Here is a 14,193-nt window from a genome sequence, read left to right as displayed (position 1 = left end):
TAATTGAATGGAAGATGCGGTTTGTTATTTTATCTGTTTACGTTGTGTTGGCTTTTGCTTCCTGCTCTCAAGAACAGAAGGAGGCGTTGAATGAAAAAGAGTTATTAGGTAAAGCTATTTTTTTCGATGAGAACTTATCAGAACCTGCCGGTGTATCTTGTGCTACTTGCCATACGCCGGAAGTAGGGTTTGCTGATAAATATTCGCGTGTCACTTCCGAAGGGGCTGTGAAAGGTTTGTTCAGCAACCGGAACTCAATGACGTGTGCCTATTCCGCATACGTGCCGGCATTATATTATAATGAAGAAGAGGAAACTTACGTAGGCGGCCTTTTCTGGGATGGGCGTGTAAATACGTTGGAAGAACAGCCCGCGCAACCTTTTGTGAATCCTCTCGAGATGGCAAACAAGGACTTTTACAGGGTGGTAGAGAAGGTGAAGGTGGCTTCTTATTATCCTCAGTTCATAAAGGTCTATGGAGCATCTCTGTCCGACGATTCTATTCATGCCTGTATTAATGATGCCATAGCTACTTATGAACGTTCGGAGGAGATGAGTCCTTTTACCTCAAAGTTCGACGCATGGCAGGAAGGAAGATGCCAATTTACAGAGAAAGAACGTGCCGGATATGAACTGTTTAAAGACAAAGGGCTTTGCGCGGAGTGTCATATGATATTCTTTGCCTCATTTGTAAAACTTTTTCCTTTTGGATATAGTTCTTTTATAAAACATAGAAACAGAAGAAAAAGTATAGTGTTATGGCAAAGAAAATAGCAGACCAGTTGGTAGAGGCACTGGAAAAGGCAGGCGTTAAACGCATATATGCTGTTACAGGAGATAGTTTGAATGAAGTAAACGAAGCTGTTCGCAAGAATGGTAAAGTAAGTTGGATTCATGTACGCCACGAGGAAACCGGAGCTTTTGCCGCTGCGGCAGAAGCGGAACTAACCGGCAAACTTGCCTGTTGTGCCGGAAGTAGTGGCCCGGGACATGTACATTTGATTAATGGATTATACGACGCACAGCGTTCCGGCACTCCGGTTTTGGCGATAGCTTCTACATTACCTTCCTACGAGTTCGGAACCGAGTATTTTCAGGAAACAAATACCATTAAGCTTTTTGAAGATTGCAGTTATTATAATCAGGTAGCAACAACGGCGGAGCAATTTCCCCGCATGTTGCAAGGCGCTATTCAGGCCGCTATTTCTTCCAGAGGTGTGGGAGTTATTGGCCTTCCCGGTGATTTGGCTGCCAGTGAAGCACAAATACCGGTTTCTTCTCCTCAACCATTTGCCACGCGTCAGCGCGTTTGTCCTTCTCAAAAAGAAATTGAAGAATTGGCTGATTTGCTGAATAACGCAGATAAAATAACTATCTATTGCGGGATAGGAGCGAAGGATGCCCATAAAGAATTGGTTGAACTGTCTCAAATTCTTAAAGCTCCGGTTGCATACTCCTTCAAGAGCAAGATGGAGATACAGTATGAAAATCCGAATGAGGTGGGAATGACAGGTCTGCTGGGTATGCCTTCCGGTTATTACAGTATGCATGAGGCGGAAGTTTTATTGTTATTAGGAACGGATTTCCCCTATGAATCGTTTATGCCGACGAACAATACGATTGTGCAGGTAGATATTAACCCGAACCGCTTGGGACGCCGTGCTAAGGTGAAAATGGGACTTTGCGGTGATGTGAAAGATACTTTGGAGGCGTTGATTCCATTAGCTCACAGTAAAATAAATGATAGTTTCCTTCGTGAGCAGTTAAATCATTATGAGAAAGTTATCAAACATCTTCGTGAATCTGCTCAGATAAAAGGGAAAACAGATAAGATACAACCGGAATATGTGATTTCCGTAGTAGATGAATTGGCAGCCCATGATGCTGTGTTTACTGTCGATACGGGTATGACCTGTGTTTGGGGTGCCCGTTATTTACAAGCTACGGGCAAACGTAAAATGTTGGGTTCGTTTAATCACGGTTCTATGGCAAATGCTATGCCTCAGGCTATAGGCGCGGCTTTAGCTTATCCCGGCAGGCAAGTGGTAGCCTTGTGTGGCGATGGTGGAATTTCGATGTTATTGGGCGATTTGGCAACAATTGTACAATATAAATTGCCTATTAAGTTGATTGTGTTTAACAACCGTTCATTGGGTATGGTAAAGCTGGAAATGGAAGTTGCCGGTTTACCTGATTGGCAGACCGATATGTATAACCCTGATTTTTCGCGTATCGCCCTTTCTATGGGTATGCCCGGATATAATGTGAGTGAACCCGATGATGTTATGCCTACATTGGTTACGGCGTTTGATACGAAAGGTCCGGTTCTTGTTAATATTATGACAGACCCGAATGCTTTGGCTATGCCTCCGAAGATAGAGTTTAACCAGATGTTTGGTTTTGCCCAGACTATGTATAAGCTAATGATGGAAGGCCGTTCGCAGGAAGTGCGTGATACAATTGAGACGAATTTAAAGCATTGGAAAGAGGTGTTTTAATTTTATGCCCCATTTATACTATCGAGTAAATGGGGCATTTATTTATTTCATCCCGATGATTTATCATTTACTTTATTTCTATAGCTTTCCCCGTTTGGGCGCTTTTGATAGCAGATTCTAATATCTCCACGACAACCAGGTTGTTTTCTAAAGACGCCAGGTCGGCCGGTTTTACCTCTATTTGTTTTCGTACGGCTGCTTTCAGGTAATAGAATGAGTCGTTGTAGGGAGATGCTAAGCGGGGCGCTGCTTTAGAGATTTCCTTTCCTTCTTTTTGTGTATAGACGCGCATTTGGGTAGGCGTGTCCTGGTAAATATAGCCTTTGCTTCCGTAAATATGCATATCTTTCCGGTTCATCGGCCAGTTCCAGGAAGCCATAATCTGTACGGTCATATCCGGATATTCGGCAATGATGGTTGCATCGTCGTCTACCTTCGGATAGATGGCTGGTTTCTGCCGGTTCAATACGGCGTAGACGCTGGTGGGTTTTTGCCCGTTTAATAACCAGGTGACAAGGTTCGCTCCGTAGCAACCGAAGTCCATAATGGCGCCTCCACCGTTTTGTACAGGGTCGGTCAGCCAGTCGGTAAATTCTCTTCCGCAACCTATTTCTATCGGGCCTTGATGACCGTCGTACACGTTAATGCGGGTGATGTTGCCGATCTCCCCGTTCTTTATCAACTGATATGCTTCATGGTTCGTGTCGTACCACGAGGTTTCATAATTAGTAAGCACAAGCGTTTTATTGGCACGTGCCAACTCTGCCATTCGTGACGCGTGTTGCATATTCACTGCCAACGGTTTTTCAACCATAACGTCTATACCTCTCGGAGCACAGGCTTCCACTACTTCCAGGTGATCGTATATGCTGCCGTAGGCAACAACTACTTCCGGTTTTGTTTTATCCAGCATTTCTCCCAGATCGGCATAAAAGAGGGAAGGATCGAGTTTCTTCCTCAATCCGTTGTTTTCTCTCACTTTGGCATCCTTTTCGGCAACCCCCACAATCTGGAAGTCGCCACGATCCATACGGACTATTACTTCGTGCAAATGAGCGTGCGATACGCCGGCAACAGCAAGCCTGAGAGGTGCCGGATTTTGAGCTTGAGAATAAAACGGAATTAATAATAACGCGCTTAATAAGATAAGATACGTACTGATTTTGTTCTTTTCCATGGTCTATATTTTGTATATTGTATTATTCTGTAGCGGTATACAAATATATATGATATTTTTGTACCTTTGCCTCCCGTTACAATATAAAACAAAGAAATAATTATAAGGCAATGGCAAAAGAGCTGAAAGAACTTACTCCGAGAAGTGTGAACTATTCACAATGGTATCAGGATTTGGTAATTAAAGCGGACCTGGCGGAAAACTCTGCTGTACGCGGTTGTATGGTGATTAAACCATACGGATACGCTATCTGGGAAAAGATGCAACGTATTCTGGACGATATGTTTAAAGAAACAGGCCATGTAAACGCCTATTTCCCTCTTTTAATCCCGAAATCATTTCTGAGCCGGGAAGCGGAGCATGTGGAAGGCTTTGCTAAAGAATGTGCGGTGGTTACCCATTATCGTTTGAAAACGAACCATGATGGTACGGGAGTTGTTGTAGACCCGGCTGCCAAGTTGGAAGAAGAATTGATTATTCGCCCTACTTCCGAAACAATCATCTGGAATACATATAAAAACTGGATTCAATCTTATCGTGACCTGCCTATTTTATGTAACCAATGGGCGAACGTGATGCGATGGGAAATGCGTACCCGTTTATTCCTTCGTACGGCCGAGTTCTTATGGCAGGAAGGCCATACGGCCCATGCAACCCGCGAAGAGGCCGAGATAGAAGCAAAGAAAATGCAGGAAGTATATGCGAACTTTGCCGAAAATTATATGGCTATGCCGGTTATTAAAGGCGTGAAGTCTGAAAGCGAACGTTTTGCCGGTGCTCTTGATACATATACGATTGAAGCCATGATGCAGGATGGTAAAGCTTTGCAGGCCGGAACGTCTCATTTTCTGGGACAGAACTTCGGTAAGGCCTTTGATGTGACCTTTATCGACAAGAATGGCAAGACTGATTATGCCTGGGCAACTTCGTGGGGTGTTTCTACCCGTTTGATAGGCGCCCTTATTATGTCGCATTCGGATGATAACGGCTTGGTATTGCCTCCTCATTTAGCTCCTATCCAGGTAGTGATTGTTCCTATCTATCGCAGTGAAGAGCAATTGGCTCAGATCAGTGAAAAGGTGTCCGGTATCATGGCGAATCTAAAAGCTATGGGAATATCGGTGAAGTATGATGAAGCCGACAACAAGAAGCCGGGTTGGAAGTTTGCCGAATATGAATTGAAAGGCGTTCCTGTGCGTTTGGCTATGGGAGGACGTGACCTGGAAAACAATACAATTGAAGTAATGCGTCGTGATACGTTGGAGAAAGAAACAATCACTTGCGACGGCATAGAAGAATATGTAAAAAACTTGTTGGAAGAAATACAAAAGAATATCTTCAAAAAGGCTTTGGATCATCGTACGGCCAATACAATTACCGTAGATACATATGAAGAATTTAAAGAAAAGATTGAACAAGGCTACTTCATTATGGCACATTGGGACGGTACTCCGGAGACGGAAGAGCGGATTAAGGATGAAACGAAAGCCACCATCCGTTGTCTGCCTTTGGAAGGAGATATGACTCCGGGTAAATGTATGGTGACAGGAAAACCGTCGGCTCGTCGCGTATTGTTTGCAAGAGCTTATTAACTCGAAGGAAAAATGTTTTACAGGATGCGTTAAAAGTAACGTTTATAGCGTCTATGTCTTGGCGGGCTTGACCCGCCATCTTATCCTGATTAAGATCAGTTTAGTATGAGTTTGCGGGTCAAGCCCGCAATGACACGAAGAACGCTTGGTTACTTCTCCTCCTGAGGATAATATGAGAGGCGGTAACTGTATCCGCCTTTTTTTGTTTAACTGTATCAATATTATTAAGGTATGAAAAAGACCAAAAGTACGTTGTTTGTGTTGTTTCTTTTGCTTGCCCTTTCTGTACAGGCCGGCGTGGTTGATACCATCAAAGTATATAGTGCTTCGATGAAGAAAGATGTGCAGGTTGTAGTTGTTACTCCTGAGAAAAATGAAAAACCGCATCCGGTTGTTTATCTTTTACATGGATATGGCGGTAATGCTAAATCGTGGTTGTTTATAAGACCGGATCTTCCTCAAATGGCAGACCTGTATGGAATCATGTTTGTTTGTCCGGACGGCAACTATAACAGTTGGTATTGGGATAGCCCGAAAGATCCTTCTTCCCGGTATGAAACTTTTGTATCGAATGAGTTGATTAAATATGTTGATTCTCATTATCCAACGGTTAAAGATCGTAAAGGGAGAGCCATTAGTGGCTTGAGTATGGGTGGACATGGAGCAATGTGGTTGTCTATGCGCCATAAAGATGTGTTTGGAGCGGCAGGAAGTACGAGCGGAGGGCTGGATATCCGTCCTTTCCCGAACAATTGGGATATGGTGGAGAAACTGGGTGCAGAGTCGGCTAACCGTGATATATGGGAGACACATACGGCAATTAACCAGATTGACCGGTTGAGAGGTGGTGACCTGGCATTGATTATAGATTGCGGATATGATGATTTCTTCTTTGAAGTCAATAATGACTTTCATAAGAAATTGCTGAAATATAAAATCGGCCATGATTTTATTGTCCGTCCCGGTGGACATACGAATGAGTATTGGAACAATTCGATAGGTTATCAGATATTATTCTTTAAAGATTTCTTTGAGAAGAATGCAAAAAGATAAATAAAAAACCTTTATTTGTCTTGCTTGTATATATGTGTAAATCAATGCGTTAAAAAGAGCTATCTTTTGCAATCAAAAGACGGGACTTTTGACTTCAAAAGAGCTGACTTTTGAAATGTTAAGACGGGACTTTTAAGTTCAAAAGATAGCTCTTTTTAATGCGCTGTATATCAGTACTAAATAACAGGGTTTCCCATTCCGGTTTTTCGGGGTGGGAAACCTTGTTTTATGGGTTAGCTCAATCCTTCTATCAGCCCGTTTACAATGTCTATCTTTTTTGCTTGAGGCTCTTTGGGTAGTCCCGGCATTCGCATGATTTCGCCTGTGACGGCTACAATCATTTCGGCACCGTTGTTGATGATAATATCACGAACCTTTAGTTCAAAGTCTTTAGCAACGCCATAGGCTTTCGGGTCGGACGAGAATGAATATTGCGTTTTGGCTATGCAGACAGGATAGTGGGAGATTCCCAGCTTTTCTATCTGTTTGATTTTCTTATCAGCCAATGTAGTATATACTATAGAAGATGCTCCATATATATTTTCCGCAATCTTCTTTATTTTAGTACGTACATTGTCCGTGTCGTCGTAAGTATATTTCAACGGAGCGGAAGGCTTCTTCTCGATTGTGTCTACCACCAATTTGGCCAGTTCGGTGCCGCCTTCTCCTCCTTCGGCAAATACGCTGTTTGTGGCAAAACCTACACCCTTTTGTTTGCAATGTTCGGCAACGAGTGCGATTTCTTCATCCGTGTCGGATGCGAAGCGGTTGAAAGTAACTATTACCTGTTGTCCGAAACTTTGCATATTATGGATATGCTTATCCAGGTTGGCAAGACCGTTTTTCAGCCCTTCAATGTTCTGTTCTTTTATTTTGTCTTCTGCTACGCCGCCGTGCAGTTTCAGGCTTTGTGCCGTTGCAACAATAATCGTTAACTTAGGATGTAGTCCTGCTTTACGGCATTTAATGTTGAAGAATTTTTCAGCACCCAGATCGGCACCGAATCCGGCTTCGGTAACAACATAATCTCCATAAGTCATAGCCATTTTTGTTGCCAGGATAGAATTGCAGCCGTGCGCGATGTTTGCAAATGGTCCGCCATGTACAAAAGCAGGCGTGTTCTCTGTTGTTTGTACCAGGTTGGGCAAAAGTGCATCTTTCAATAATACCGTGATTGCCCCGGCTACGCCCAGATCATTTACCGTAAAAGGTTTGTCTTCATACGTGTATCCTAATAAAATGTTGCCTATGCGGCGTTTCAAGTCTTCCAGACCTGTTGCCAGACAGAGAATCGCCATGATTTCGGAAGCGGGAGTGATGTCGAACCCTGTCTCTGTCGGTATTCCGTTGGCAGAGCCGCCTAGTCCGGATACGATATTACGTAAGCTCCGGTCATTCACATCCAGTACACGCTTCCATTTAATTTCTTTCAGCCCTTCACAGGAATTGCGGGTTTGATAAACATAATTATCCAATAAAGCCGTTATCATATTATGGGCGGAAGTGATAGCATGGAAATCTCCGGTAAAATGCAGGTTTATATTTTCCATTGGCAATACTTGGGCATGTCCGCCCCCTGCCGCTCCTCCTTTCATCCCGAAACACGGACCTAATGACGGTTCACGCAAGGCGACAATCGCTTTTTTTCCTATTTTGTTTAATCCTAATGTAAGGCCTATGGATACGGTTGTCTTTCCGATACCGGCTTTAGTAGGGGTAATTGCGGTTACCAGAATAAGGTTGTGTTCCTTTATTTTATCTTCGTTTATCAGATGATTGGGGATTTTGGCAATATATCGACCGTAGTTTTGAACTTCTTCGCGCGGAATGCCAATTTCGGAAGCTATTTCTTTAATTTTACGTAGAGATGTCTCTCTTGCTATTTCTATATCTGATTTCATGTGCTTATATTGAGTATTAAATTAAAAACAAAGTAAATAGATTTTTATTTAATAACAAAAAGATAGGTAATAAGGTTTGTTATAGATATATTGAATATATTTATCTGACAATTTGTGCTTCTGATATTGAAAATGGTTGTTATGCTTCTTTTTGGCAGGTTTATATGTCATAAATATGCTGTTTTGTTTACTGGAGTTGGCAAAAAACATGCATTTTGATCTATTCTGTATTAAAGAATCCTAAAATTTCAATTCTATTGTATGGCGTGTGATAATTTGATTAATTTTGTGTCGTGGTGATGATAAAAAGTAATATAAATACTTCTGAAAATAATAAAACGGAAGTTTTTGTAGGAGTAAAAGTGTTGAAAGTGTAATTTTATGTAAGATTTGGTATTATGTCAACAGTAAGATTTAGTTTGGTAACGGTAGCTACTAAATCATGGGTAGCAGAAGCTTGGGAAAAGGTGATATCCGGACTTTTTGGTGGTCACGCAATGTCGGAAACTAACATGGAAGAAGGATTATGTGAATCGAAATGGGAAACGGAGTTGCGAAAGCTTCAAAATGAAGTGCATTCTTTATGCCATCAAGCGATTTATCAGCTTTTACCTATGGCCGGAGCTTACCAGCAGAGCTTACTGGATGAATCTTTGCAAGCCTATTCCGTATATTCTCCTGAAGAAGCTGAACAAGTGTTCAGGAAAGGTAATCAAATCATAGAAAATATAAAAGGGCATATTTCCGGTATTCGTTACAACGCAAGTAAGATGCGTGCGGCTAACCGTCAGGTGAATAAGTTGGAAGATATGCATGCTAAAGCTATTATGTATCATAATTCGGTAAAGCCTTATATGGATACTTTACACTATCATATGGAGCAACTGAAAGCAATTGTAAAATAGAGCAATTAAATACATGAATGTTATGAAAAGCCGGTCTGGATACTATATATTCAGCCGGCTTTTTATATATTTGCGCCTTTAAAATAAAGAAAGAATATGATTACATATATTATTATAGGAATAACAGTCGTTCTCTCTTATATATGCTTTGGCAATCAGGCGCTGTTTATGAAATTGGCACTGATACCTTATCGTGCGGTTAAAGACAATGAATGGTACCGGCTTATAACGCATGGCTTTATACATGCGGATATGACGCACTTGCTGGTAAATATGTTCACCTTCTGGTCATTCGGTACATATATGGAACAGACATACAAGTATATGGGATTTGGAAACGGAGCTTATCTGGTTCTATATTTTGGTGGGATGATTGTTGCTTCCGTGTATGATTTGGTGAAACATCGTAATGATCCTTATTATGTATCGATAGGAGCATCAGGCGCTGTGTCGGCCGTATTGTTTTCTTCAATCTTTTTCGATCCTTGGGGTAAGATTTTGTTTTTTGCTGTTTTACCGATACCCGGTATTCTTTTTGGGGTGCTTTATCTGGTATATTGCCAGTATATGTCTAAAAGAGGAGGGGATAATATAAACCATAATGCCCATTTCTACGGGGCGGTATTCGGTTTTATTTTTCCGATTTTATTAGAACCGTCACTACTGCGTATATTCCTTTCCCGTTTTGGATTATAATCCGTACCTTTGCGGCTTCGATAGAGAAGATAGATGAATAAAGATAATTATTTCGGAAGGTTGCTGGCGTTACTTCTTCTGACGCTGGCAATGTGTCTTGGAATGTATTGGTTACCGGATAGGTTGTTTGGATATAAGATAAAGAAGGTTGATTTGCTTTCGGACATACGTGTAAAACCGCAATCACTTCTGCTTGATTCTTTGAAGCAACAGTTAGAGAAAACGGATACGGTACATATTGATTCTTTAGCTGTCCGTGATTCTGTTATGCGGACTACAGGGATTGACTCTATAGCGTTGGCAATACGTGATTCCTTATACAAAGCCGTCTATGCTGTTCGAGGAGCAGATTCTCTGGGTATGCATATTGAAGATTACTCTGTAGGACATATCGGTCTTAAACGCTTTTTTTCAGCTTTGAACAACCGGCAGCATATGAAGCGTCCTGTCCGTATAGCTTTTCTTGGCGATTCATTTATTGAAGGAGATATTATGGTGGCCGACTTTCGCTCCGGCATGCAAAAAGAATTTGGAGGACGTGGGGTTGGTTTTATTCCTGTTCACTCGGCAACAGCGCAATATCGTCCTACTGTAGAACAGAGTAGTGAAGGCTGGACTACCTGGTCTATGCTTACCGACCGGAAACATGGCTATACACTTTCCGGCATGATGTTTGAAGCGGAAAGTGAAGAAGCATCCGTTTCTTTAAAAACAACAAACCGCTATCCGGAGTTGCAAAATGTTTCTTCTCTTAAGCTAATCTATGAACAAAATACTCAGACAGAGATGGCTGTAGCTTGCAATGATGGAAAAGATACGTTGCAGATAACGTTGCCGCCTACATCTATTGTTACACAGTATGAATTGGACGGTAATTTTAATGAAGTAAGTTTTACATTTACAAAAGCTGCCGGATTACATGCCTTAGGTATCGCTTTGGAGGATAATACAGGAGTTGTTGTAGACAATTTTTCTTTACGGGGTAATTCCGGCCTGATACTGGAGCGATTGGATATGTCCCGTTGTCAGGCATTGAATAAAATACGTCCGTATGACTTGATCGTATTACAATATGGTTTGAATGTCGTAAGTGACGATATGTTACAGTATGGTTGGTATCGGCAGCGGATGGTACGTGTTATCTGCCATCTGCAATCATGTTTTCCGCAAGCCGATATATTAATGTTAGGAGTTTCGGACCGTAGCAAGCAAGAGGATGGAAAGTTTGAAACTATGCCTGCCGTATTGGCCCTGTTACATGCTCAACGTTTAGCAGCCAAGCAAGCAGGTGTACCATTTTGGAACGTTTTCGGTGCTATGGGCGGAGAGAACAGCATGGTGCGTTATGTAGAGAATAATTGGGCGAGTAAGGATTATACACATTTGAGTTTCAGAGGAGGAAAGGAAATAGCATCTTCCCTGCTGAAAGCATTATTGTCTGAAAAGAAGTTTTATGATGAAGCGGAGAAAACAGTATATTAGTCTCGGAATCTTGTTGTTGATGTGGATGTCCGCATTATTGACACCCCATTTAATGCGTGGCGGAGTAGACGGGCATTTTACGCAGTTGCAGGAAAATGATACGCTGATTCATATAATAGACACTGTTCGTCCGTTTGTTCCTGTTACGTGGCCGAAGTCTACGATTCAGGTTGTTGATTCACTATGTTATGCGTCGGATCAAAACCATTCACTTGAACCTTTTTTTGCCGGACTTGATTCTTTACGGGCAGGAAAGGATACGGTGATAACGATTGTACATCTAGGCGATTCTCATATTCAGGCGGGGTATTATAGTGGACGGACAATGCGTTTGTTTCAACAAGAGTTCGGCAATGCCGGACGTGGCTGGATAGCTCCCTTCAAATTAAGTAAGACAAATGAACCTGACGATTACTTCATTTCTTCCGTAGTGAAAGAATGGGTTACCGGACGATGTATACAGAATACAAAAAAATGTACTGTCGGTTTGGGAGGAATCGGTATTCAAACCATATCGCCTTCCGTTAATTTGGATGTCAGTATAGCTCCGAACAATGGAGCCGGATATGCTTTTAATGAGGCTATATTATACCGTGGCGATAAATCGATGCCTATGCTTCCGGCCGGTAAGCTGAAAGATTCGGTTCGGGTTTATATGTGTAAAGAACCTCTTGTGGCAGGTGTGCTTGCCGATACATTCCGTATTTCTTTTCAGACGGATACGTTGCAGTTGCACAGTACGCGTCGCAAACAAGGAACAGATACCTTACTTCCTGCATCTTCTTTCGAGAATGTCTATTATGGATTTAATCTGACGAATGGAAATCCGGGTGTTCTATACCATTCGGTAGGAGTGAACGGAGCTATGTATGTAAATTATACGGATGCGGATTATGTTCGTCAGTTAGCTTTATTAAGGCCGGATTTACTCATTATTTCACTAGGAACGAATGAAACTTTCGGCCGTCATTTTACATCACAGGAGTTTGCGGGGCAGATACAGGCTTTTATCCGACTGGTAAAGAAATATATGCCAGATGTTTGTATTTTGCTTACTACACCTCCGGAGTGTTATAAAAAGATATGGGTAAACAAAAAGCGTACATATATACGTAACGAAAATACACAGCGGGCAGCAAAAGCTATAGTGAATGTAGCTTCTAAAGAAGGCATTGCTTGCTGGGATTTATTTGCGGCTACCGGTGGAGAAAACTCCAGCCGTAAATGGAATAATGCCCGCATGATGGGGCGAGACCGTATTCATTTTACGAAAGAAGGGTATCAGGAACAGGGAACTCTCTTGTTCCGGGCCTTAATGAGTATATATAATCGACAGAGAGAAGATAATGTAGAATAGGGATGATGAGTAACACATTTTCAATAGAGAAGCTGGAAGAGCTTTTTGCATATCAGGGAAATGCTCCGATATTATTCAGTAGCGGATTGTTTTTCTTTTTGTTTATAGGGTTCTTTATTATATATCTGTCACTTCGGAAACATCTATTGGCACGTATCATATATGTTACTCTGTTTTCTCTCTATTTTTATTATAAAAGTAGCGGACTGTGGTTTGGCTTGCTACTGTTAACAGCCACTTCCGATTTTTGTATAGCACAAGGTATTTCCCATACATCAGCCAAGTGGGGAAGAAAGTTATTTGTAACATTAAGTCTTTGTGTTAATCTGGGCATGTTGGGCTATTTTAAATATTTCAATTTCTTACGTGAGATCATTGCTTCTTTTGCCCATGAACTGGGATATCAGTTTGGCAGCACAGCTTTACAGAACATAAGTTACCAGCCACTGGATATATTCTTGCCTGTCGGCATTTCGTTTTTTACATTTCAGAGTATCAGCTATGTGATTGATGTATACAGGGGACGGATACAGCCATTGACGCGTTGGGTAGATTATGTGTTTTATGTTTCTTTTTTCCCTCAGCTGGTAGCCGGGCCTATCGTACGTGCCCGTGATTTTATTCCACAGATTTATAAGACGCCTGTTCTTACGCGTTCAGAGTTTGGAGAAGGATTGTTTCTGATTCTTTGCGGCTTGCTGAAAAAAACAGTTATTTCCGATTATATCAGCTTGAATTTTGTAGACCGTGTATTTGATGCTCCCTTACTTTATACGGGAGTGGAAAATCTGATGGGAGTATATGGATATGCCTTACAGATATATTGTGACTTTTCCGGATATTCCGATATGGCTATTGGCATTGCTTTGTTGTTGGGATTCCGCTTTAATATGAATTTTGATTCTCCTTATCAGTCGGCTACTATTACGGAGTTTTGGCGCCGGTGGCATATTTCTTTATCTTCATGGCTGAAAGACTATTTGTATATATCATTGGGAGGAAATCGTAAAGGGCAGGTACGTACTTATGTTAACCTGCTTATAACAATGTTGTTGGGAGGTTTGTGGCATGGTGCTTCCATTAGTTTTATTTTGTGGGGTGCATTACATGGTGTTGCTTTGGCGGTACATAAGTTTATGATGACTCATTTTGGTTTTAAGCAATTGGGCAGTGATATGTCATTATTACATCGTTTGATTGGCATATTAATAACGTTTCATCTGGTATGTTTTGGCTGGATATTGTTTCGTGCTGATTCAATGAAGACAGTAGGAGAGATGCTTCATCAGATATTTACAAACTTCCATCCCGAAGTCTTTCAGCAATTTGTGATGGGATATAAAGGTGTATTTATTCTGATGATGGTTGGTTATATTTTACACTTTATGCCGAAAAAGGCGGAGAACATGTTACAAGAAGTTGTAACCCGTTCTCCTTTATTGGTACAGGCCGTTATCTTGGCAGCTGTTATTTTTGTGGTGGTACAATTTAAAAGTGCTGGAGTTCAACCGTTTATTTATTTCCAGTTTTGAT

11 protein-coding genes are annotated in these 14,193 nt (G+C 41.5%); 9 read left to right on the top strand and 2 right to left on the bottom strand.

Annotated features, from left to right (window positions below; all coding sequences use genetic code 11):
- Positions 1–14 precede the first annotated feature (14 nt).
- Positions 15–773 (top strand): cytochrome-c peroxidase, encoded by a 759-nt coding sequence (locus C1721_RS14520; RefSeq protein ID WP_102408916.1) that lies wholly within the window; start codon positions 15–17, stop codon positions 771–773.
- A complete protein-coding gene (locus tag C1721_RS14515; RefSeq protein WP_102408915.1) occupies positions 758–2,497 on the top strand; it encodes a thiamine pyrophosphate-dependent enzyme in 1,740 nt (579 codons plus the stop codon). The genes C1721_RS14520 and C1721_RS14515 overlap by 16 nt, the downstream gene beginning before the upstream one ends.
- A 67-nt stretch (positions 2,498–2,564) precedes the next feature.
- Here the strand turns inward: C1721_RS14515 and C1721_RS14510 are convergent, their stop codons facing one another.
- The gene (locus tag C1721_RS14510) at positions 2,565–3,674 is read right to left on the bottom strand and encodes a Gfo/Idh/MocA family protein (protein ID WP_102408914.1); all 1,110 of its coding nucleotides are present in this window, start codon (positions 3,672–3,674) and stop codon (positions 2,565–2,567) included.
- A 110-nt stretch (positions 3,675–3,784) separates the two neighbouring features.
- Between C1721_RS14510 and proS the strand changes: the two genes are divergently transcribed.
- Both proS and C1721_RS14500 read left to right on the top strand, forming a co-directional pair.
- Positions 3,785–5,266, top strand: a complete 1,482-nt coding sequence (gene proS, locus C1721_RS14505; protein WP_102408913.1) for a proline--tRNA ligase — start codon at positions 3,785–3,787, stop codon at positions 5,264–5,266.
- A 231-nt stretch (positions 5,267–5,497) separates the two neighbouring features.
- Complete coding sequence (locus C1721_RS14500; protein ID WP_102408912.1) at positions 5,498–6,319, top strand: alpha/beta hydrolase; 822 nt, start codon at positions 5,498–5,500, stop codon at positions 6,317–6,319.
- Between the two features lie 233 nt (positions 6,320–6,552).
- Here the strand turns inward: C1721_RS14500 and C1721_RS14495 are convergent, their stop codons facing one another.
- A complete protein-coding gene (locus tag C1721_RS14495; RefSeq protein ID WP_102408911.1) occupies positions 6,553–8,220 on the bottom strand; it encodes a formate--tetrahydrofolate ligase in 1,668 nt (555 codons plus the stop codon).
- A gap of 398 nt (positions 8,221–8,618) precedes the next feature.
- Between C1721_RS14495 and C1721_RS14490 the strand changes: the two genes are divergently transcribed.
- The 5 genes from C1721_RS14490 to C1721_RS14470 all read left to right on the top strand — a co-directional run bounded on the left by C1721_RS14490 (position 8,619) and on the right by C1721_RS14470 (position 14,192).
- The gene (locus C1721_RS14490; RefSeq protein ID WP_102408910.1) at positions 8,619–9,125 is read left to right on the top strand and encodes a glutamine synthetase; all 507 of its coding nucleotides are present in this window, start codon (positions 8,619–8,621) and stop codon (positions 9,123–9,125) included.
- 96 nt (positions 9,126–9,221) lie between these two features.
- Positions 9,222–9,821, top strand: coding sequence for a rhomboid family intramembrane serine protease (locus C1721_RS14485; RefSeq protein ID WP_102408909.1), 600 nt, complete (start codon positions 9,222–9,224; stop codon positions 9,819–9,821).
- A gap of 33 nt (positions 9,822–9,854) precedes the next feature.
- On the top strand, positions 9,855–11,303 hold the full coding sequence (locus C1721_RS14480; RefSeq protein WP_102408908.1) for an SGNH/GDSL hydrolase family protein: 1,449 nt from the start codon (positions 9,855–9,857) through the stop codon (positions 11,301–11,303).
- Positions 11,275–12,660: a GDSL-type esterase/lipase family protein gene (locus tag C1721_RS14475; RefSeq protein ID WP_102408907.1), complete on the top strand. Its 1,386-nt coding sequence runs from the start codon at positions 11,275–11,277 to the stop codon at positions 12,658–12,660. Before C1721_RS14480 ends, C1721_RS14475 begins: the two co-directional genes overlap by 29 nt.
- Before the next feature lie 2 nt (positions 12,661–12,662).
- A complete protein-coding gene (locus C1721_RS14470; protein WP_102408906.1) occupies positions 12,663–14,192 on the top strand; it encodes an MBOAT family O-acyltransferase in 1,530 nt (509 codons plus the stop codon).
- Position 14,193 lies beyond the last annotated feature (1 nt).

The organism is Parabacteroides bouchesdurhonensis, assembly GCF_900186615.1.
Taxonomy (GTDB): Bacteria; Bacteroidota; Bacteroidia; order Bacteroidales; family Tannerellaceae; genus Parabacteroides; species Parabacteroides bouchesdurhonensis.
The sequence above is the reverse complement of the archived record's forward strand: the minus strand, read 5'-3'. Positions and strand labels throughout refer to the sequence as shown.

Coding starts and splice junctions, on each gene's coding strand:
- C1721_RS14490 (WP_102408910.1), top strand. CDS start 8,619: ATGTCAACAGTAAGATTTAGTTTGGTAACGGTAGCTACTAAATCATGG.
- C1721_RS14475 (WP_102408907.1), top strand. CDS start 11,275: ATGATGAAGCGGAGAAAACAGTATATTAGTCTCGGAATCTTGTTGTTG.
- C1721_RS14495 (WP_102408911.1), bottom strand. CDS start 8,220: ATGAAATCAGATATAGAAATAGCAAGAGAGACATCTCTACGTAAAATT.
- C1721_RS14510 (WP_102408914.1), bottom strand. CDS start 3,674: ATGGAAAAGAACAAAATCAGTACGTATCTTATCTTATTAAGCGCGTTA.
- C1721_RS14520 (WP_102408916.1), top strand. CDS start 15: ATGCGGTTTGTTATTTTATCTGTTTACGTTGTGTTGGCTTTTGCTTCC.
- C1721_RS14500 (WP_102408912.1), top strand. CDS start 5,498: ATGAAAAAGACCAAAAGTACGTTGTTTGTGTTGTTTCTTTTGCTTGCC.
- C1721_RS14480 (WP_102408908.1), top strand. CDS start 9,855: ATGAATAAAGATAATTATTTCGGAAGGTTGCTGGCGTTACTTCTTCTG.
- proS (WP_102408913.1), top strand. CDS start 3,785: ATGGCAAAAGAGCTGAAAGAACTTACTCCGAGAAGTGTGAACTATTCA.
- C1721_RS14515 (WP_102408915.1), top strand. CDS start 758: ATGGCAAAGAAAATAGCAGACCAGTTGGTAGAGGCACTGGAAAAGGCA.
- C1721_RS14470 (WP_102408906.1), top strand. CDS start 12,663: ATGATGAGTAACACATTTTCAATAGAGAAGCTGGAAGAGCTTTTTGCA.
- C1721_RS14485 (WP_102408909.1), top strand. CDS start 9,222: ATGATTACATATATTATTATAGGAATAACAGTCGTTCTCTCTTATATA.